19 protein-coding genes are annotated in these 19,266 nt (G+C 68.6%); 8 read left to right on the plus strand and 11 right to left on the minus strand.

What is annotated here, in order from left to right; translation table 11 throughout:
• Window positions 1-38: 38 nt before the first annotated feature.
• From WS78_RS26430 to WS78_RS26445, 4 genes are all read left to right on the plus strand, one after another.
• Window positions 39-1,127, plus strand: a complete 1,089-nt coding sequence (locus WS78_RS26430; protein WP_038752352.1) for an ABC transporter substrate-binding protein — start codon at window positions 39-41, stop codon at window positions 1,125-1,127.
• Window positions 1,128-1,221: 94 nt separating this feature from the next.
• Window positions 1,222-2,991, plus strand: coding sequence for an ABC transporter permease (locus tag WS78_RS26435; protein WP_059578631.1), 1,770 nt, complete (start codon window positions 1,222-1,224; stop codon window positions 2,989-2,991).
• Window positions 2,984-4,051, plus strand: a complete 1,068-nt coding sequence (locus WS78_RS26440; RefSeq protein WP_038752357.1) for an ABC transporter ATP-binding protein — start codon at window positions 2,984-2,986, stop codon at window positions 4,049-4,051. Before WS78_RS26435 ends, WS78_RS26440 begins: the two co-directional genes overlap by 8 nt.
• 514 nt (window positions 4,052-4,565) lie before the next feature.
• Window positions 4,566-5,657 carry a porin gene (locus WS78_RS26445; protein WP_059578635.1) on the plus strand — a complete coding sequence of 364 codons (1,092 nt, stop codon included), beginning with the start codon at window positions 4,566-4,568 and terminating at the stop codon, window positions 5,655-5,657.
• 206 nt (window positions 5,658-5,863) lie between these two features.
• Here the strand turns inward: WS78_RS26445 and WS78_RS26450 are convergent, their stop codons facing one another.
• Entirely contained in the window at window positions 5,864-6,829 is a 966-nt protein-coding gene (locus WS78_RS26450; RefSeq protein WP_059578640.1) for a quinone oxidoreductase family protein, read from the minus strand.
• A gap of 13 nt (window positions 6,830-6,842) precedes the next feature.
• Window positions 6,843-7,376 (minus strand): hypothetical protein, encoded by a 534-nt coding sequence (locus WS78_RS26455; protein WP_197419447.1) that lies wholly within the window; start codon window positions 7,374-7,376, stop codon window positions 6,843-6,845.
• Here WS78_RS26455 and WS78_RS26460 point away from each other — a divergent pair.
• Window positions 7,296-8,129, plus strand: a complete 834-nt coding sequence (locus WS78_RS26460) for an AraC family transcriptional regulator (protein WP_059578647.1) — start codon at window positions 7,296-7,298, stop codon at window positions 8,127-8,129. The genes WS78_RS26455 and WS78_RS26460 overlap by 81 nt on opposite strands.
• On the opposite strand, the gene hpaI is transcribed toward WS78_RS26460, so the two are convergent.
• The 7 genes from hpaI to WS78_RS26495 all read right to left on the minus strand — a co-directional run bounded on the left by hpaI (window position 8,123) and on the right by WS78_RS26495 (window position 14,072).
• Window positions 8,123-8,929: a 4-hydroxy-2-oxoheptanedioate aldolase gene (gene hpaI, locus WS78_RS26465; protein WP_038752371.1), complete on the minus strand. Its 807-nt coding sequence runs from the start codon at window positions 8,927-8,929 to the stop codon at window positions 8,123-8,125. The genes WS78_RS26460 and hpaI overlap by 7 nt on opposite strands.
• A gap of 9 nt (window positions 8,930-8,938) precedes the next feature.
• Entirely contained in the window at window positions 8,939-9,742 is an 804-nt protein-coding gene (gene hpaH, locus WS78_RS26470) for a 2-oxo-hept-4-ene-1,7-dioate hydratase (RefSeq protein ID WP_038752374.1), read from the minus strand.
• Window positions 9,743-9,765: 23 nt separating this feature from the next.
• Window positions 9,766-10,158 (minus strand): 5-carboxymethyl-2-hydroxymuconate Delta-isomerase, encoded by a 393-nt coding sequence (locus WS78_RS26475; protein WP_059578650.1) that lies wholly within the window; start codon window positions 10,156-10,158, stop codon window positions 9,766-9,768.
• 58 nt (window positions 10,159-10,216) lie between these two features.
• Entirely contained in the window at window positions 10,217-11,065 is an 849-nt protein-coding gene (hpaD, locus tag WS78_RS26480) for a 3,4-dihydroxyphenylacetate 2,3-dioxygenase (RefSeq protein WP_059578654.1), read from the minus strand.
• 69 nt (window positions 11,066-11,134) lie between these two features.
• Complete coding sequence (gene hpaE, locus WS78_RS26485; protein WP_038752382.1) at window positions 11,135-12,598, minus strand: 5-carboxymethyl-2-hydroxymuconate semialdehyde dehydrogenase; 1,464 nt, start codon at window positions 12,596-12,598, stop codon at window positions 11,135-11,137.
• A 23-nt stretch (window positions 12,599-12,621) separates the two neighbouring features.
• Window positions 12,622-13,386, minus strand: a complete 765-nt coding sequence (locus WS78_RS26490) for a fumarylacetoacetate hydrolase family protein (protein ID WP_059578658.1) — start codon at window positions 13,384-13,386, stop codon at window positions 12,622-12,624.
• Complete coding sequence (locus WS78_RS26495; RefSeq protein ID WP_059578661.1) at window positions 13,383-14,072, minus strand: fumarylacetoacetate hydrolase family protein; 690 nt, start codon at window positions 14,070-14,072, stop codon at window positions 13,383-13,385. Before WS78_RS26495 ends, WS78_RS26490 begins: the two co-directional genes overlap by 4 nt.
• Window positions 14,073-14,237: 165 nt before the next feature.
• On the opposite strand from WS78_RS26495, the gene hpaR reads away from it, so the two are divergent.
• Window positions 14,238-14,675 (plus strand): homoprotocatechuate degradation operon regulator HpaR, encoded by a 438-nt coding sequence (gene hpaR / locus WS78_RS26500; protein WP_059578665.1) that lies wholly within the window; start codon window positions 14,238-14,240, stop codon window positions 14,673-14,675.
• A gap of 22 nt (window positions 14,676-14,697) precedes the next feature.
• Here hpaR and WS78_RS26505 read toward each other — a convergent pair whose 3' ends face one another.
• Together WS78_RS26505 and WS78_RS26510 are read right to left on the minus strand one after the other, a co-directional pair.
• Window positions 14,698-15,885 (minus strand): SDR family oxidoreductase, encoded by a 1,188-nt coding sequence (locus WS78_RS26505; protein WP_059578988.1) that lies wholly within the window; start codon window positions 15,883-15,885, stop codon window positions 14,698-14,700.
• A 23-nt stretch (window positions 15,886-15,908) separates the two neighbouring features.
• Entirely contained in the window at window positions 15,909-16,655 is a 747-nt protein-coding gene (locus WS78_RS26510; RefSeq protein ID WP_059578669.1) for a MipA/OmpV family protein, read from the minus strand.
• A 230-nt stretch (window positions 16,656-16,885) separates the two neighbouring features.
• On the opposite strand from WS78_RS26510, the gene bprR reads away from it, so the two are divergent.
• Window positions 16,886-17,611, plus strand: a complete 726-nt coding sequence (gene bprR, locus WS78_RS26515; RefSeq protein WP_038752686.1) for a two-component system response regulator BprR — start codon at window positions 16,886-16,888, stop codon at window positions 17,609-17,611.
• Window positions 17,612-18,940, plus strand: coding sequence for an ATP-binding protein (locus WS78_RS26520; protein WP_059578674.1), 1,329 nt, complete (start codon window positions 17,612-17,614; stop codon window positions 18,938-18,940).
• Window positions 18,941-19,266: the final 326 nt, after the last annotated feature.

The raw sequence follows: 19,266 nt of genomic DNA on the forward strand, positions 1-19,266 counted from the left end.
CGTCACTCGAACCAACCAAGACGCCACTGGAGGAAGACATGCAGTACGCACCGGCCGCCATCGCCGCCGCTCTTTTCGTCGCCGCAAGCACTGTCTGCGCACAGGTCCCGGCCGGCTATCCGGGTAACTACCAACGCGTGATCGACGCCGCGAAGCAGGAAGGCAAGCTCGTCGTCTACTCGACGACCGACACCGCGCTCGTGCGCCCGCTCATCAAGGATTTCGAAAGCCTGTACGGCGTGAAGATCGAATACAACGACATGAACAGCACCGAGCTTTACAACCGCTACGTCAGCGAAAGCGCCGCGAAAAGCGCGAGCGCCGACGTGCTGTGGAACTCGGCGATGGATCTGCAGGTGAAGCTCGTCAACGACGGGCTGATGGCCGCGTACGATTCGCCCGAGACGCCGAACGTGCCGCAATGGGCGCAGTATCAGAAACAGGCGTACGGCACGACCTACGAGCCGCTCGCGATCGTCTACAACAAGCGCCTGATTCCCGAGAACGACGTGCCGAAGACGCGCGCCGATCTGATCAGGCTGCTGCAATCGCAGCCCGAGAAGTTCAAGGGCAAGGTGACGACCTACGACATCGAGAAGTCCGGCGTCGGCTTCAACTACCTGACGCAGGACGCGCACGTGAACGAACAGGTGACGTGGGAGCTCGTGCGCGCGATCGGCGCGGCGGGGCCGAAGCTGCAGTCGAGCACGGGCGCGATGATGGAGCGGATCTCGTCGGGCGAGAACCTCGTCGGCTACAACATCATCGGCTCGTATGCCTACGCAAAGGCGAAGAAGGACAAGTCGATCGGCTACGTGTTTCCGAAGGACTACACGCTCGTCGTGAGCCGCCTCGTGACGATCTCGAAGCAGGCGCAGCATCCGAACGCGGCCAAGCTGTGGGTCGACTACCTGCTGTCGAAGCGCGGCCAGACGCTGATCGCGAACCAGGCCAATCTCTACTCGATCCGCACGGACGTGTCGGGCGAGACGTCGATGACGCGCCTCGCGCAGGATCTCGGCGATTCGCTCAAGCCGATCCAGATCGGCTCGGGCCTGCTCGTCTACCTCGATCAGTCGAAGCGCCTCGCGTTCCTCAAGCAGTGGCAGCAGGCGCTCAAGCGCTGAGCCCGCACGCGTGAGCGCGCGCGGCCGCCGCCGCGCGCGCCCTCCCCGCTTTCCTTTTCCATCGACGCGGCCCGCGGGCCGCAAGGGCAAACTCATGCTTACAACCACCAGCGGCCGACCGTCCGCGCCCGTCGCGCGCGCGCGCGGCGACGGCGCGCCGCCCGCGCCGGCGGCGGGCGGACTCTGGCCGCTCGCGGGCATGCTGCGCTGGATCGTCGTCGCGGTGCTGACGATCGCGGTCGCGCTGCCGATCGCGTTCATCGTGTTCCAGAGCCTCTTGACCGCGCCGTTCTTCGACGCGAACAGGACGCTCGGCATCGAAGGCTTCCGCTTCATCTTCACCGATCCCGACTTCTGGTCCGCCGCGAAGAACTCGTTCGTCATCGCGGGCGGGATGCTGTTCATCTCGATTCCGCTCGGCGGCATCCTCGCGTTCCTGATGGTGCGCACGGATCTGCCCGGCCGCCGCTGGCTCGAGCCGCTCGTGCTCACGCCCGTGTTCGTGTCGCCGATGGTGCTCGCGTTCGGCTACGTCGTCGCGGCGGGCCCGGTCGGCTTCTATTCAGTGTGGTTCAAGGCGCTGTTCGGCATCTCGTCCGTGCCGTGGAACATCTATTCGATCTTCGCGATCACGGTGATCGTCGGCTTGACGCACGTGCCGCACGTGTACCTGTACGCGTCCGCCGCGCTGCGCAACCTCGGCTCGGACGTCGAGGAGGCCGCGCGCGTGACGGGCGCGCGGCCGTTTCGCGTCGCGCTCGACGTGAGCCTGCCGATGACGCTGCCCGCCCTGCTCTTCTCGGGCGTGCTCGTGTTCTTCCTCGGCTTCGAAGTGTTCGGGCTGCCGCTCGTGCTCGGCGACCCCGAAGGCCATCTCGTGCTCGCGACGTACCTGTACAAGCTGACCAACAAGCTCGGCGTGCCGTCGTATCACCTGATGGCGGCCGTCGCCGTGTGCATCATCGCGATCACGTTTCCGCTCGTGCTGCTGCAACGCCATCTGCTGAAATCGGCGAGCCGTTACGTGACCGTCAAGGGCAAGGCGGGCCGCCCGACCGTGCTGCCGCTGCGCGCGTGGCGCTGGGTCGCGCTCGCGATCGTCGCCGCGTGGCTCGCACTCACCGTGATCGTGCCGATCTCCGGCATCGTGCTGCGCGCGTTCGTCACGAACTGGGGCGAAGGCGTGCCGCTCGCCGACGTGCTGACCGTCGCGAACTTCGTCGAGCTGTTCGAGCAGGACAACCTCGTGCGCGCGATCTTCAACACGCTCGGCATCGGCGTGATCGGCGGCGCGCTCGCGATCGGCTTCTACTCGCTCGTCGCGTTCGCCGGCCACCGCCGTCACGACTGGGCCGCGCGCATGCTCGACTACATCGTGCTGCTGCCGCGCGCGGTGCCGGGCCTTCTCGCCGGCCTCGCGTTCCTGTGGATCTTCCTGTTCGTGCCGGGCCTGCGCGAGCTGAAGAGCTCGATGTGGAGCATCTGGATCGCGTACACGGTCGTGTGGCTCGCGTACGGGATGCGCGTGATCCAGAGCGCGCTGCTGCAGGTGGGCCCGGAGCTCGAGGAAGCGGGCCGCAGCGTCGGCGCGACGCGCGCGCGCGTGTCGCTCGACGTGACGCTGCCGCTCGTGCGCTTCGGCCTGCTCGCCGCGTGGCTGCTGATCTTCATGATCTTCGAGCGCGAATATTCGACGGCCGTCTATCTGCTGTCGCCCGGCACCGAGGTGATCGGCGCGCTGCTCGTGTCGCTTTGGGCGACGGGCGCGGTCGATCAGGTCGCCGCGCTGTCCGTCATCAACATCGCAATGGTCGGCGCGGGACTCGCCGTCGCGTTGCGCTTCGGAGTGAAACTGCATGGATAAGCTCATCGTCGACGATCTGCATCTGAGCTACGGCGCGAACCCGATCTTGAAGGGCGTGTCGTTCGAATTGAAAGCGGGCGAAGTCGTGTGCCTGCTCGGCGCGTCGGGCAGCGGCAAGACGACGCTGCTGCGCGCGGTGGCGGGGCTCGAGACGCCGTCGTCCGGCCGCATCCGGCTCGACGAGCGCACGTTCTTCGACGGCGCGGGCCGCGTCGACCTGCCCGTCGAGGCGCGCTCGCTCGGCCTCGTGTTCCAGTCGTACGCGCTGTGGCCGCACCGCAGCGTCGCTGAGAACGTCGGCTACGGTCTCAAGCTGCGCCGCGTCGCGGCGGGCGAGATCAAGCGCCGCGTGCAGACCGCGCTCGACCAGCTCGGCCTCGGCCATCTCGCCGAACGCTATCCGCACCAGTTGTCGGGCGGCCAGCAGCAGCGCGTCGCGATCGCGCGCGCGCTCGTCTACAACCCGCCCGTGATCCTGCTCGACGAGCCGCTGTCGAACCTCGACGCGAAGCTGCGCGAGGAAGCGCGCGCGTGGCTGCGCGAGCTGATCGTGTCGCTTGGGCTGTCGGCGCTTTGCGTCACGCACGACCAGGCCGAGGCGATGGCGATGTCGGATCGCATCCTGCTGCTGCGCGACGGCCGCATCGAGCAGGAAGGCACGCCCGCCGAGCTGTACGGCGCGCCGCGCACGCTCTATACGGCCGAGTTCATGGGCAGCAACAACCGGATCGACGCGCGCGTCGACGCGATCGACGGCGAGCGCGTGACGCTCGCGGGCGACGGCTGGCGGCTCGCAGCGCTCGCGCGCGGCGCGCTGCGGCAAGGCGAGGACGCGCACGCGGTGATCCGCGTCGAGCGCGTGCAGGTTGCGGACGAGCCGGGCGAGAACCGGCTGCCCGCCGAGCTCGTCACGTCGATGTATCTCGGCGACCGCTGGGAATACCTGTTCCATTGCGGCGAGCTGCGGCTGCGCGCGTTCGGCTCGGCGCCGCGCGCGGCGGGCCGGCACTGGCTGGAGTTTCCGGCGAACGATTGCTGGGCGTTCGCGAAGGCGGGCTGACCGGGGGGCGTTTGGTGTTCGGTGTTTGGTGTTTGGTGTTTGGTGTTTGGCGTTTGGCGTTTGGCGTTTGGCGTTTGGCGTTTGGCGTTTGGCGTTTGGCGTTTGGCGTTTGGCGTTCGGCGTTCGGCGTTCGGCGTTCGGCAACGCAAGTTCGAGGTGATGCGGCGCTTTCGGCGCGCGGGATGCCGGGTGCGATTCCAGATGCTGCCGGATACGCGGCCGTATGCGATGCCGTATGCAACCGCAAACGACGCCGAACGCCACGCACACCGCGCCGCCTTCGCGCGAACCCGCGACGCATCGCCCGGCGCATGCGGCGGCGCTCGTCGCTCCGGCTCGCGAAGCATGAACGCGCGCGACGAACCCGCCCCGAACGCCCCGGCGCAATCCCCTGTAGCACCCAGCAGCAAGCCCGCGCCGGCATCGGCCGGCGCACCCGGCGCGCGCACGCCGCCTGACGGCGAACGTGCGCGCGCCACGTAAAACAACCACCACTCAATCGGAGACACCGAAAATGAAAAAGCATCGCCGAAACGCCGGCAGGGCTGCGATCTCAGCCGGCCTCGCCGCGTGCGCGAGCCTCGCGGCCGGCCACGCGCTCGCGCAGTCGAGCGTCACGCTCTACGGCATCATGGACGCGGGCGTCGAATACGCGAACCACGCCGCGCCGGAGGGCGGCAGCGCATTGCGCCTGAAGTCGGGCAACAAGAACACGTCGCGCTGGGGCCTGCGCGGCGTCGAGGATCTCGGCGGCGGCTTGAAGGCGGTGTTCCGGCTCGAAAGCGGGATCGACCTCGCGAACGGCGGCTTCGACGACGGCCCCGACTCGATCTTCGCGCGGCGCGCGACGGTGGGCCTCAAGGGCAAGTGGGGCGAGCTCACGCTCGGACGCAACTTCACCGTCACGTATGACTACATGCTGCCGTTCGACCCGATGGGCTACGCGCAGAATTATTCGTGGGCGACGTCGTCGACGGCCACAGGCGGCCGCAAGGACGGCATGTTCACGCGCTCGTCGAACTCGGTGCGCTACGACGGCGCGTACGGCGGCTTGCGCTTCGGCGCGATGTACGGCTTCGGCAATGTGCCGGGCAGCATGAAGACGAGCGCGAAGTACGACTTCGCGCTCGGCTACGAGAGCGGCGCGTTCGCGGCGGTCGTCACGTTCGACCGCCAGAACGGCGCGCGCGACAGCGTGAGCCCCGCCGATCCGGTCGACTACGTGCAGGGCATTCATGCGGGCGTCAGCTACGATTTCGGCAACCTGAAGACGATGGCCGGCTATCGCAACTACCGCCGCACGTTCCACACGGCGGCGGCGACGCAGTTGAGCGACATGTACTGGATCGGCGGCTCGTACGACTTCACGCCGGCGTTCTCGCTGATCGGCGCGGTCTATCACCAGAACATCAAGGGCGGCACCGACGCCGATCCGACGCTCGTGTCGCTGCGCGCGCAATATTCGCTGTCCAAGCGCACCGTGCTGTATGCGGCGGGCGGCTTCGCGATCGCCCAGCATGGGCGCAACGTCGGTGTGTCGCGCGATTCGGTCGGCTACGCCGATACGCAGGCCGGCGTGACGCTTGGCATGCAGCAGCGGTTCTGAGCGAACGGCGCGCGATTGCACGCGATTGCGCGGGACGGCACGGGAGGCGCGGGACGGCACCGGACGGTACCCGGCGACCGGGCGGTGTTGGGCGGTGTTGGGCGGTGTCGGGCGGTGTCGGGTGGTGTCGGGAGGCGTCGGGAGGCGGGCGTCGGGCGTCGGGCGTCGGGCGTCGGGCGCCGCATATCGTCGCGGCCGCGCGCCCGTCACCGGGACGCGCCCATCGTGAACACCGGACGAACCAGGCTGCTCGTGTCGTCCCAATACGCGCCGACGTCGGCGAGCGGCACGGTTTCGGTGTCGATCCGCAACCCGGCCGCACGCGCCGCCTCGAACACCGCCCGCGCGGCATCCAGCAGGCGCGGCAGCGAAAGGCTGCCGAGGCCGCTGCCCATCAGCGTGATCGCCGTGGCGCGCAGTACCGCGCCCGGCAGCAGCACGTCGGCGCCGCCGATCGTGCCGATCTGCACGAAGCGCACCGGGCGGGCTTCGGGCGACGCGTTCGCCGCGGCCATCAGCGCGGCCCGCGCGCTCGCGCCCCACAGATAATCGAGCACGACGTCCACGCCCGCGCGGAAATGCGTCTCGAACGCGCGCGCCACCTGCCCGTCGTCCTGCGCGAGCGAGATCGTGACATCGGCGCCCGCGGACTTCAGCGCATCGAGCACGTTCGCATTGCGCCCGGTCGCGATCACTTTCGCGGCGCCGAGGTGCTTCGCGATCCGGACGGCGAGCCGCCCCGACGTGCCGGTCGCGCCGTTGACGAGCACCGTCTCGCCTGCCGCGAGCCGCGCGCGCTCGGTGAGCGCCGCCCACGACGACATGCCCGGCAGCGCGATCGCGGCCGCCGTGACGTCGTCGAGCGAATCGGGCAGCGGGATGCAGTTCGCTTCGGGCACGAGCGTACGCTCGGCCATCGCGCCGAACGGCGCCTGCGGGCCGAAGAAGTAGACGCGCCGGCCGTCGTCGAGACGCCCGGCGCCGTCGACGCCCGCCACGAACGGGAAACGGCCCGTCGACGAGTAATGCGCGCCCGACGCGCGCGCCTGCGCGAGCCGGCTCAACGCGGAAGCGGTCACGTCGATCGCGCGATGGCCGGGCGACGCGCCCGGCGAATCGAATTCGGCGTAGGCCGGGCGCTGGCCCGCGCCCAGGACGACAGCAGCTTTCATGAAGGCTCCTTGATCATTGGGTCGCAGCGGGATCGCTCGATCGCCGCGCGTCGTGAATGTCGGGACCGTCGAACGAGTCGATCGCGCGCGCCGCGGCCGACGCATCGGCATCGGCATCGGCGTCGACATCGGCGTCGACATCGGCAGCATCGGCAACGGCATCATCGGCAGCGCGCCCGCTGCGCTTGCGCCCCGCCGCGTCGTTGCGCGTCGAGGCGAATCGCCCCGAGTCACCCCGAATCGCGCCGCAATCAGCCGGCGCGCGCGCGTTCGCGAGAACCGCGGCCGTGGCGGGGGCGCGGCTCGCGACGCTGGACGCCTCGCATCGCTCGACGTGTACGTGGGGAACCGATTCGGCTCGCACCGCCAGGCGCGGCGCGCCGAATCGAATGGAAGTGAACGCAGTGTAGACGTGCGCGCGCGACCGGTCTCCGGTATAAAGGCCATTCGATACGGTATTCAGGCCATGCTCGATCCCATTCTTCCCATCGAACTCGTCACGTCGTCCGACGGCCCGTTCGTCGCCGCTGTCGAATTGACGCAGCACGGCGCGCGCACCACCGCGCGCCACAGCCACGCGCGCGGACAACTCGTCGGCACGTCGAGCGGGCTCGTGTCGATCGGGCTCGACGACGAGGACTGGGTCGTGCCCGCGATCCACGCGATCTGGATTCCGCCGCATCGCGTGCATTCGCTGCGCTCGTTCGGGCCGTTCTCCGGCTGGAGCGTCTTCATCGCGGAGCACCGATGCGCGACGCTGCCGGACGCGCCGCGCGCGATCGTCACGTCGCCGCTGCTGCGCGAAGCCGTACGCCGCGCGGCGAGCTGGCGCGGCGGCGAGCTCGACGGCGCGCGCGCGCGGATTGCGGACGTGATGCTCGACGAGATCGCGGCGGCGAAAACGGGATCGCTCGGACTGCCGCGCCCGCGCGATCCGCGGCTCGTGCGGATCACCGACGCGCTCGCCGGCGATCTCGCGGACAACCGCCGCGTCGACGAATGGGCCGCGTGGGCCGGCATGGCGCCGCGCACGCTGAGCCGCCGCTTCGTGTCCGAGACGGGATTGACGTTCGCGCAATGGCGTCAGCAGGCGCGCCTGCTGCGCGCGCTCGAACGGCTCGCGGACGGCGTGACGGTGACGACGGTCGCGCTCGACCTCGGCTACGACAACGTGAGCGCGTTCATCGACATGTTCCGCCGCACGCTCGGCACGACGCCCGGGCAGTACGTGAACGCGAAGCCCGGCGGGCGGCGCGGCGACGCGCCGCCGATCGATGCCGGCGCAAGCCGAAATCAGTAAGTGCCGTCGCCCGCGCGAACCGCGCCGCCTGCCGGCGACTTGAACCGCGCGGCGAGCTGCTGCGCGCCGCGCGCGAGCAGCGTGGTGTCGACGCCGACCGCGACAAACGTCGCGCCGGCCTCGAGATAGCGCCGCGCCGCGCGCTCGTCCGCGCTCAGGATGCCCGCCGCCTTGCCCGCCGCGGCGATCGCGGCGATCGCGCGATCGATCGCCGCCTGCACGTCCGGATGCGCGGGATCGCCGAGATGCCCGAGATCGGCCGCGAGATCGGCGGGCCCGATGAACACGCCGTCGACGCCGTCCACGCGCGCGATCGCGTCGATCGCGTCGAGCCCCGCGCGCGTCTCGACCTGCACGAGCACCGCGATCCGCTCGTTCGCCTGCCGCACGTAATCGTCGACGCGGTTCCAGCGCGACGCGCGCGCGAGCGCGCTGCCGACGCCGCGAACGCCGTGCGGCGGATAGCGGGTCGCCGCGACGGCCGCGCGCGCCTCGCCCGCGCTCTGCACCATCGGCACGAGCAGCGTCTGCGCGCCGAGATCGAGCACCTGCTTGACGACCACCGCGTCGTTCCACGGCACGCGCACGACGGGATGCGAAGGATACGCGGCGATCGCCTGCAATTGCGCGAGGATCGTCGGCACCGTGTTCGGCGCGTGCTCGCCGTCGATCAGCAGCCAGTCGAAGCCCGCGCCCGCGACGACCTCCGCGGCGTAGGCATTCGCGAGCCCGAGCCACAGCCCGATTTGCGCCTCGCCGCGCGCGAGCGCGGCCTTGAACGTGTTGTCAGGAATGAGCATCGTCGTCCGTCATTCGAAATGGCAATGGATCGCGCCGAGCGGGCCGTAATCGACGTTGAACGTGTCGCCGCTCTTCGCCGCGCACGGCCGCGTGAACGATCCGCCGAGGATGATCTCGCCCGCGTCGAGCGACACGTCGAAGCGCGCGAGCCGGTTCGCGAGCCACGCGACGCCGTTCGCGGGGTGATTCAGCACGCCCGCCGCGACGCCCGTTTCCTCGACGACGCCGTTGCGCGACATGATCGCCGCGACCCAGCGCAGATCGACGTCCATCGGCCGCACGGGCCGCCCGCCGAGCACGACGCCCGCGTTCGCCGCGTTGTCGGCGATCGTGTCGAACACCTTGCGCGGGCGCTTCGTGTCCGGATCGATCGACTGGCTGCGCGCGTCGATGATCTCGAGCGCGGGCACGACGTAGTCGACCGCGTCGTAGACGTCGAACACCGAGCAGTGCGGCCCTTGCAGCGGCTTGCCGAGCACGAACGCGAGCTCGACCTCGACGCGCGGCACGATGAAGCGGTGCGCCGGAATCGCCGCGCCGTCCTCGAAGAACATGTCGTCGAGAAGCGCGCCGAAATCGGGCTCGTCGATCTGCGACGAATACTGCATCGCCTTCGACGTGAGGCCGATCTTGTGCCCCTTCAGCACGCGCCCTTCGGCAAGCTTCATGGCGACCCACGTGCGCTGGATCGCATACGCGTCGTCGATCGTGATCTCCGGGTAGTCGAGCGAGATCTGGCGGATCTGCTTGCGCTCGCGCTCGGCGGCGTGCAGCCGGCGCGCGAGCAGCTGGATGGTGGCGGAATCTAGCATGGTCTTCGTTGTCGGGGTTGGGGTCACGCGCCGCGCTTGTAGCGTGCGTGGATATTGTTGTGCTTGTACGAGCCCGTCTCGCTGAACTCGGTCAGCTCCATCGACAGCGCGAGATAGCGCCGTTCGTAGAGCGCGGCGAAATGCGCCTTGATCGCGTCGAACAGCGCGTCGCATGCGGCCTTCTTCGTCGCGTCGTCGCGGCCCGAGCCGATCTTCAGCGTCACGTGCACGAACGCGTCGTCGGCGGTGCCGTCGGCGACGCAGTAGTCCTGCAGCTCGATCGCGCGCGAGCGGATGCCGCCCGTCGGAAACACGCCGCCCTGCGCGATCAGCGTCTCGTTGATCGTCTTGAGCAGCACGGGAATCCGCGCGTCGTCGCGAATGTTCGCGGTGTATTCGACGATGATGTGAGGCATGTCGGCTCTCCGTGTTCTTCAGAATTGCGTCGGCATCCGAAGCGAATCGTCGCGCCGCTCAAGGCAGCGGGAAGATCGCGTTGATCTGCCCGGTGCCCGAGCTCGCGAAGTAGTCGGTCACGATTTCGACCGGCTTGTCGTAGCGGTCCCAGCCGAGCAGGCCGAGCAGCATCGCGGTATCGTGCATGCCGCCTTCGCCGAAGCAGTGCTCGTTGTACTCGGGCAGCATCTTGCAGAAGGTCGCGAAATCGCCCTGCTTCCACAGCTCGACGACGCGCAGGTCCACCTGCCGGAAGAACTCGCGGCTGATCATGTGGATCGCCTCCTCGGGGCTGCCGTTGTCGTTGAAACGGTGCGACAGCGAGCCGCTCGCGAAGAACGCCACGTTCGAATCGCTCGCTTCGATCGAGTGCCTGAGCGCCTCGCCGAAGCGCCGGCTCTCGTCGAGCGCGTGCCACATGCACCAGCCGGCGATCGACACGACCTTGAAATGCTGATCGGCGTTCATGTAGCGCATCGGCACGAGCGTGCCGTACTCGAGCTCGAGACTGTCGATCTCGTGCGCGCGCGTGCCGATCCCGCGCTCGTTCGCGGCCGCCGCGATCAGATGGCCGAGCGCCGGATTGCCCGGATACTCGTAGCGCATGTCGCGGATGAAATGCGGCAGCTCGTTGCTCGTGTAGACGCCCGCGAAATGCCCGTTGCAGTTCACGTGATAGCCGGCGTTGACGAGCCAGTGCGTGTCGGCGACGACGATCGTGTCGACGCCGAGCGCGCGGCAGCGCTCGCCGATCGCCTGATGGCCGCGGATCGCCTCCGCACGGCAGCCGTGATGCCTGCCCGGCAGCTCGGACAGATACATCGACGGCACGTGCGTGATCTTCGCGGCGAGTGACAGCTTTCCCATCGTGAGTCTCCTGCCGCGTCGCCGGCAAACAGAGCCCGCGCGCGGCGTATCATTCGTTGTCGGCGGGCGTCACACGCCCCAGCGGGGAATGTGATGGCTGCCCATCGAGATGCACACGTTCTTGATCTCGGCGAACACCTCGAAGCTGTATTCGCCGCCCTCGCGGCCGGTGCCCGATTCCTTCACGCCGCCGAACGGCTGGCGCAGGTCGCGCACGTTCTGGCTGTTGACGAACACCATGCCCGCCTCGATGCCGCGCGCGAGCCGGTGCACGCGGCCGACGTCCTGCGTCCACAGGTACGACGCGAGGCCGTACGACGTGTCGTTCGCGAGACGCAGCCCGTCCTCCTCGCCGTCGAACGGAATCAGGCACGCGACCGGCCCGAAGATCTCTTCCTGCGCGATGCGCATCCGGTTGTCGACGTCGGCGAACACGGTCGGCCGCACGAAGTTGCCGTTCGCAAGATGCGCGGGCAGGTTCGCCGGCTTGTCCGGGCCGCCCGCGACGAGCCGCGCGCCCTCGTCGGCGCCGAGCCGGATGTAGCCCGTCACCTTTTCCCAGTGCGCGCGCGTGATCATCGAGCCCACCTGCGTGCGCTCGTCGGCCGGATCGCCGACGATCAGGTTGTTCGCGCGGCGCGCGAACTCGGCGACGAACCTGTCGTAGATCGTCCGCTGCACGAAGATCCGCGAGCCCGCCGTGCAACGCTCGCCGTTGATCGAGAAGATCGTGAAGAGCGACGCGTCGAGCGCGCGGTCGAAATCGGCGTCGTCGAAAATCAGCACGGGCGACTTGCCGCCGAGCTCCATCGAATACTTCTTCAGGCCCGCGCGCTCCATGATCCGCTTGCCCGTCAACGTGCCGCCCGTAAACGACACGGCGCGCACGTCCGGATGCCGGACGAGCGCGTCGCCCGCCGTCGCGCCGTAGCCCTGCACGACGTTCAGCACGCCGGCCGGAATGCCCGCCTCGAGCGCGAGGCGGCCGAGCTGGTCGGCCGTGAGCGGCGAAAGCTCCGACATCTTCAGCACCGCGGTGTTGCCGAGCGCGAGGCACGGCGCGGTCTTCCACGTCGCGGTCATGAACGGCACGTTCCACGGCGACACGAGCGCGCACACGCCCACCGGCTGATACAGCGTGTAGTTCAGCATCTGGTCGTCGACCGGATAGCTGCGCCCGTTCATCTGCGTGCACACTTCGGCGAAGAAGTGGAAATTCTCCGACGCGCGCGGGATCAGCTGCTTCTTCGTCTGCGAGATCGGCAGGCCGGTGTCCTGCGTCTCCAGCTCGGCGAGCGCGGGCACGTTGCGCTCGATCAGCTCGCCAAGCTTGCGCATCAGCTTCGCGCGCTCCTTCGCCGGTGTGTTCGCCCATTTCGGAAACGCGTCCTTCGCGGCGCGCACCGCCGCGTCGATTTCCTCCGCGCCGCCCGACGCGACCTCGGCGATCGGCTCGCCCGTCGCCGGGTTGAACGTCGTGAACGTCTCCCGGCTGTCGACTTCCCGGCCGCCGATCCAGTGCTTGATGCTCATGCGTCTCTCCTTGTGCGGCGGCGTCAGCCGGCGCGATAGTAATCCGCTTCGCCGACGATCGTGTTGACGAGCCGTCCGAGGCCCTCGATCTCGGTGATCACTTCGTCGCCCGGCTTCGTGTCGGCGAGCCCCTCGGGCGTGCCGGTCAGGATCAGGTCGCCGGGCGAGAGCGTCATGAATCCGCTGATGTATTCGATCAGCGACGCGACGTCGAAGATCATGTCGCGCGTGTTGCCGCGCTGCGTTTCGATGCCGTTGACCGTCGTGCGAAGCGCGAGACTCCCCGGATCGCCGATCTCGTCGCGGCTCACGAGCCACGGCCCGAGCGGCGTGCACGTGTCGCGGTTCTTCACGCGCAGGTTCGGTCGGTAATAATTCTCCAGATAGTCGCGGATCGCGTAATCGTTGCCGATCGTGTAGCCGAGCACGTAGTCCAGCGCGCGCGCGCGCGTCACGCGGCGCGCCTCGCGGCCGATCACGACCGCGAGCTCGCACTCGTAATGCATGTGCGTCGCGTCCGCGGGCCGCACCGTCCGCGCGCGGTGGCCGACGAACGTGTTCGGCCCCTTCAGGAAGATGAGCGGCTCGGTCGGCGCCTTGAACGCGAGCTCCTTCGCGTGATCGGCGTAGTTCAGGCCGAGCGCGAACGTCGTGCGCGGCGCGACGGGCGGCAGCCACGAGACATCCGTCTCGGCGAGCACGCGCCCGGTATCGAGCCGCAAAAGCCCTTCGTCCAGCGGCTCGGCCGCGTGAAGCGCGCCGTTGAACACTACGCGTGCGGTCTTCATCGCGCGCCCTCCGCAATCAACGTGTGACGCAGCGTGCCGATACCCGGCGCGTCGATCTCGATCGCGCTGCCGGCCGCCGCGCGCGGCGCGTTCAGGCCGACGCCGACGAGCAGCACGTCGCCCGCGTCGAACGACATGAACGCGGACACGTCGGCGATCAACCGCGCGACGGAGCGGATCAGGTTCGCGGTGCTCGCCTCGTAGCGCCGCTCGCCGTCGACGCGCACCGTCACCGCGAGCGCGTCCGCGTCGCCGATGCTTGCGCGCGCAACGATCGCCGGCCCGAGCGGGCAAAAGCCGTCGCGGCACTTGAAGCGCACCGCCGGCCGATAATAATCGGGGTGCGGAATCGACACGTCGCTCGCGAGCGTAAAACCTTTAACGAAATCAAACGCCTGTTCGACCGATACGCGAGTCGTGCGGCGCGCGAACACGACGCCGAGCGTCGCGCCGATTTCGAGCGCGTCGACGCCCGCCGGCACGACGACGGCCGCGCCGTCGCCCGCATGCGTGTTCGCGGGCTTCACGTAAAGCACGGGCGCCTGCGGCGGCTTGTTGTACGGCGGCGCATGCACCGCGTCGCCAAGCGCCGCGAGCGCGCCGCGATCGTTGAGCAGCGCGCCGTATACCGTGCCGATGCGCACCGTTTCGGCCGGCGCGCCGTCGACGACAAGGGACAGCTCCATGCGTTTCATCCTCCGCCGCGTCGCGCGGCCGGGTCAATTACTTAACATATTAACTACAGCACGCGAAAAGAACAACCGCGATAACCCTGATAGCCGTGATAAGGCGGTCACCGACGATTTTCGCCCTGCTAAGATGAGTGGATCAACTGCTCTTCCAGGAACCTCATGAATCGTACGTTCGATCACCGCAATCTGGCCATGCTGCTGCTCGAGGCCCGCGAAACGTTGATGGGCCGGTTCCGGCCGATCCTGAAGGAATTTGCGCTGACGGAGCAGCAATGGCGGATCATTCGCGTGCTGGACGGCGAACCGTCTCGTGAGCTCGAAGCCGGGCAGATCGCGAAGCGCTGCTGCATCCTGAGCCCGAGCCTCACGGGCGTGCTGGAGAGGATGGAGCGCGACGGCCTGATTCGCCGCACGCGCGCCCAGGAGGATCAGCGCAGGCTGATCGTCAGCCTGACGCCGCAAAGTCGTCAGCTTGTCACGCAGATCAGCCCGCGCATCGACGAGCAGTACCGGCTCATCGAGCAACGCTTCGGCGCGGATGCGCTCGGCGAAGTGTACGCGGCGCTCGACAAGCTGATCGAAGTCGGCGGCTCGTGACGCGCGGCCGCCGCGCGCACGCTCAGCGCGCCGCCGTCCTCGGCATCTGCGCGAGCACGTCGATGCCGCGCGACGTGCGCATGCATTCGTTCACGTAATCGACGAACGGCAGCGGTTCGAAATCGATCTCGTCGCGCACGCGCGAGTTGTCGAACACGTGGTCGAGCTCGGCGAACGCGGCGTAAGACTGCAACGCGCGCCGGATCACGCGCTCGCGCGGCGCGTCGCGGCGGCCGAGCACGTCGCGCGCGATCGCCGTAAACTCGGCACACGAGCAGAGCGCGTAGCGCGGCTCGCCGTCGAGCCCCACGGCCTCGTCCATCGCGCGCACGATCTGCGTGACGCTCGGCGCTTCGTCGCCCGCCGACACGTGGTACGTGTCGTACTTGAGTGACGGCTTCAGCGCGAGCAGCATCAGCGCGCGCGCGCAATCGTCGACGGCGATCACGTCGATGCGCGCCATCGGCCGCGCGGTGAAGCGGCGCGCCGCGTGAACGATCCGGAACATCCAGAACGTGCTCGCCGAAGGCTGCGTGCCGAGCAGCGTATGGCCGACGACGCACGACGGCCGCACGACCACGAGCGGCAGGCCGAGCGCGCGCAACTGCGCTTCCGCGTCGCGCTTGCCGCGCGTGTACGGCGCGAAATCGACCTCGCGGCCGCGCTTGGGCGCGTCGTCCTCGCGGATCGTGCCGCGCGCCTTGATCCCGCACGCGAACGCCGCGCCGACGTGCACGAAGCGCTGCAGCCGCCGGCTGCCCGCGAAGCGGCGCGCGAAACGCAGCGTCGCATCGACGTTCGTCTCGTTGACGACGCTCGCGTCGGCGAGCGACGCAACGCCCGCGCAGTGAATCACGTGCGACGCCGACGAAAGACGCGCGGCGTCGACGTCGGCGAACGCGCCGTCGAGTTCGCCCGCGATCACGTTCGCCTCGGTGAGCCGCGCGGCCCAGTACGGCGCGAGCCCGCTCTTGAGCGCCGCCTCGCGCAGCCGAGCGAGCGCATGCGCGCGGTCGCACGCGCGCACGACGCACACGACGCGATCGAGCAGCCCGGCGTTGACGAGCGACACGAGCACCGCGCCGCCGATGAAGCCGGTCGCTCCGGTGAGCACGATCCGGCCGACGTGCGCGGCGGCGGCGGGCACGCTCGCGGGCGACACGAGGCCCGCTCGCCAGGTCAGCGAAAGCGCGGTTTTCCAGATCAGCACGATGGCCACCTCCTTCTTCAAAATCAGAAACGATAGGTCAGCGAAGACACTCCGAAATAATTGGTCTTCTGCTGCACGATCGGGCTGCCCCCGTAGCGGCCGATGAGACGCGTGACGCCGAGCGTCGTGTCCGCCGACCAGTGCCTCGAGAACGCGTACGTCCATGCGACCGACATCGACGCGCTGTCGATGCCGCCCTTCGTCGAATACGGCGCGAAGCGGGTCGCCGCCGCCTGCGCGCCGGTGACGCCGTAGAACGTCTGCGTGTAGCGGCCCGAGCCCGCATGCACGGAGCCCGTCACGACGACTTCGTGACGCCCGGCGCTCAATACCGGCACCGCGAGATCGACGTGCCCGGACACGCCGCGCGACGTGTGCGTGACGGGCGTGTCCACGGTCACGCTCAGCACGCTGCCGCCGTAGAGCTTCACGCCCGCCTGCACCGCGACGAGCACCGAGCCCGGTACGCGGCCCATCCCCTTCAGGTAGTTCGAGCCCGGCAGGTCGAAGCGGTTTTCGTCCGAGCGGCCCGGGTCGTACGTGAGCGCGGCCGCGACGAACGCGTCGCCCGGCAGCTTCAGCTTGTAGCCGATGCCGTCGAGCGGACCGATGAAGATGCCGTTGTCGAACTCCGCGGAAAACGACGGCGCGACCACGCCGTGATACTGATTGCTGCCCGCGTAGCGCGGCACGAAGCCGCCGCCGATCGACAGCGTGTAGACGTTTTCCGCATGCGCGGCCGCAATCGACATGAAGCCGGCGAACGGCACGCAATACCGAAGTGAGTGAATGGGCGGGCGCACGGTGACGGGCGAGAGTCAAGGAGTCCGCAGTCTAGGTTCGTGCGCACGACGAATCTGTCCCGAATGTTTCAGGAATATGTGCGGATTTGTGTCCGATTGTCGGCGATTGTTGCAGCCGCCCCCGGCGTGCGGCGCGCGCGGCTAGAATGCGCGTGCGCTGCCGGCGCTCACGCGCGCAGAACCACGCCGAGGAGACCATGAACGAAGTGCCGCTCAAATACCGGGTGCTGCTGATCGAAGACGACGATCGCCTCGCGCAGCTGATCCGCGAGTATCTCGACAGCTACGAATTCTCGGTGACGGTGGTCCGGCGCGGCGACCTCGCCGTCGGGGCCGTGCGCGAGCATCAGCCCGCGCTCGTGATTCTCGACCTGATGCTGCCGCATCTCGACGGCATGGAAGTGTGCCGCCGAATCCGCGCGTTCTCGAACGTGCCGGTGCTGATCCTGACCGCGCGCTCGGACGTCTACGATCAGGTGGCGGGCCTCGAGACGGGCGCGGACGACTACGTGACGAAGCCGATCGAGCCGCGCGTGCTCGTCGCGCGCGCTCGCGCGTTGCTGCGCCGCGCGCAGCCTGCCGGCGCGCCCGTCGACTCGCCGGCGAGCGAGGCGCTCGTGTTCGGCGAGCTGACGATCTCGCCGCCGAACCGCACGGTCACGTGGCGCGGCGAGCCCGTCGATCTGAAGACAGCCGAATTCAACCTGCTGCTGATTCTCGCGCGCGCGGCGGGCACCGTGCTGAGCCGCGACGACATCCTGAAGCAGTTGCGCGGCATCGAGTTCGACGGCCTCGACCGCTCCGTCGATTCGGGCATCTCGAAGCTGCGACGCCGGTTCGAGGACGCGTCGTCCGAGCCGCACAAGATCAAGACGATCTGGGGCCGCGGCTATCTGTTCAGCCCGTCTGCCTGGGATGACTGAATGCTGCGCTCGCTCGTCAGGCTGTATCTCGTCGTGGTCGTCTGCGGCGCAGCGGCGATCGTCTTCATCAACACATCGTTCAACCGCTTCTTCTACGAGCGAATTTCGAGCGCGGCGCGCGAGACGCTCGCCACCTATGCGTTCGTGCTGAACGACTATCTCGAGCGCCATCCGGGCTCCGAGCGGCGTCAGGCGCTGCGCGAGCTCGCGAAGCGCGGCAACGAAGGCTTCGAGTTCATCTCGATGGACGCGGCCCGCAAGATGCTGAGCGCCAGGCAGCAGCGCGACCTCGATCGCGGCGAGATCGCGATCAGCTACGACGGCAGGGACTATTTCATGCCGCTCGTCGACGGCACCGTTCTGCACGCGCGCCCGGACGAGCCGACGAGCCTCGACATCCAGATCTACGCCTATCTGACGGTCGCGCTCGCGACGCTGCTCGCCGTCGCGCTGTGGATTCACTATCACTGGCGCGACCTGCGCAAGCTCGAGGCGGCCGCGCGCGCGTTCGGCAGCGGCCGGCTGTCGACGCGCGCGCAGGTATCGCGCAAATCGAACATCTACGAACTGTCGCAGCAGTTCAACGACATGGCGAAGCGGATCGAAGCATCGATCCAGCAACAGCGCGAGATGATGCACGGGATCTCGCACGAACTGAAGACACCGCTCGCGCGGCTCGAATTCGGCCTCGCGCTGCTCGCGTCGCCGGACGTGGCCGAGCGCATGCACGAGCGGCAGGAAGCGCTGCGTCGCGACGTGCGCGAACTCGACGAGCTCGTCACCGAGCTGCTGACGATCGGCCGGCTCGAACAGGGCGAGCGGCATCTCGCGTTGATGCAGGTGACGGTTTCGGAGCTGATCGACAGCGTCGCCGCGAGCGTCGCGAACGACATCGCCGACCGCCGGCTCACGCTCGACGTATCGATGCGCGGCGCGCCCGCTTGCCACGTGTGCGATCCGAAGCTCGTCGCGCGCGCGCTCTTGAACCTGATCCGCAACGGCATGCGCTACGCGGCGACGACGATCTCGCTGCATGCGTCGCTCGGCGACGCGGGCGCGCTCGTGCTGACGGTCGACGACGACGGCCCCGGCATTCCGGCCGCCGATCGCGACCGCGTGTTCGAGCCGTTCCATCGGCTCGATTCGAGCCGCGACCGGCAAACGGGCGGCTTCGGCCTAGGGCTCACGATCGTGCGGCGCGTCGCGTTCGCGCACGGCGGCAACGTGCGGCTCGACGGCGCGCCGATCGGCGGCGCGCGCTTCGCGATCACGCTGCCGGCGCTCGAATCGCCGCCTCACGACCAGAAGGCGCGGGCGACGGCGGCCTAACGCCTGGTTGGCGGGGGAGGCGGTGGAAGCGTCGAATCGCGGGTGGGGTAAGCGCCGGACGCGTCGGTGCAACGGCGAATGAAGCCGCTAGTGAAGCAACTGACGAAGCGACAAACGAAGCAAAAAACGAAGCGACAAACGATTCATCGGCACGATGCGCGCCGCTCCGTCGAGACGCATCGCTTCCGCGTGGCGGCCTTGCTTCGTCGTTAGGTTCGTTGTTCGATTCATCGTTTGAATCGCCATGCGGTTTGCCGCACGATTCGTCATTCGATCGCGCGCGCGGTTTGCAGCTCGATCAGCAACTCAATCGGCAACGTGGTCAG

The organism is Burkholderia savannae (genome assembly GCF_001524445.2).
GTDB classification, from domain to species: domain Bacteria; phylum Pseudomonadota; class Gammaproteobacteria; order Burkholderiales; family Burkholderiaceae; genus Burkholderia; species Burkholderia savannae.

Coding starts and splice junctions, on each gene's coding strand:
- WS78_RS26430 (WP_038752352.1), top strand. CDS start 39: ATGCAGTACGCACCGGCCGCCATCGCCGCCGCTCTTTTCGTCGCCGCA.
- WS78_RS26435 (WP_059578631.1), top strand. CDS start 1,222: ATGCTTACAACCACCAGCGGCCGACCGTCCGCGCCCGTCGCGCGCGCG.
- WS78_RS26440 (WP_038752357.1), top strand. CDS start 2,984: ATGGATAAGCTCATCGTCGACGATCTGCATCTGAGCTACGGCGCGAAC.
- WS78_RS26445 (WP_059578635.1), top strand. CDS start 4,566: ATGAAAAAGCATCGCCGAAACGCCGGCAGGGCTGCGATCTCAGCCGGC.
- WS78_RS26450 (WP_059578640.1), bottom strand. CDS start 6,829: ATGAAAGCTGCTGTCGTCCTGGGCGCGGGCCAGCGCCCGGCCTACGCC.
- WS78_RS26460 (WP_059578647.1), top strand. CDS start 7,296: ATGCTCGATCCCATTCTTCCCATCGAACTCGTCACGTCGTCCGACGGC.
- hpaI (WP_038752371.1), bottom strand. CDS start 8,929: ATGCTCATTCCTGACAACACGTTCAAGGCCGCGCTCGCGCGCGGCGAG.
- hpaH (WP_038752374.1), bottom strand. CDS start 9,742: ATGCTAGATTCCGCCACCATCCAGCTGCTCGCGCGCCGGCTGCACGCC.
- WS78_RS26475 (WP_059578650.1), bottom strand. CDS start 10,158: ATGCCTCACATCATCGTCGAATACACCGCGAACATTCGCGACGACGCG.
- hpaD (WP_059578654.1), bottom strand. CDS start 11,065: ATGGGAAAGCTGTCACTCGCCGCGAAGATCACGCACGTGCCGTCGATG.
- hpaE (WP_038752382.1), bottom strand. CDS start 12,598: ATGAGCATCAAGCACTGGATCGGCGGCCGGGAAGTCGACAGCCGGGAG.
- WS78_RS26490 (WP_059578658.1), bottom strand. CDS start 13,386: ATGAAGACCGCACGCGTAGTGTTCAACGGCGCGCTTCACGCGGCCGAG.
- WS78_RS26495 (WP_059578661.1), bottom strand. CDS start 14,072: ATGGAGCTGTCCCTTGTCGTCGACGGCGCGCCGGCCGAAACGGTGCGC.
- hpaR (WP_059578665.1), top strand. CDS start 14,238: ATGAATCGTACGTTCGATCACCGCAATCTGGCCATGCTGCTGCTCGAG.
- bprR (WP_038752686.1), top strand. CDS start 16,886: ATGAACGAAGTGCCGCTCAAATACCGGGTGCTGCTGATCGAAGACGAC.
- WS78_RS26520 (WP_059578674.1), top strand. CDS start 17,612: ATGCTGCGCTCGCTCGTCAGGCTGTATCTCGTCGTGGTCGTCTGCGGC.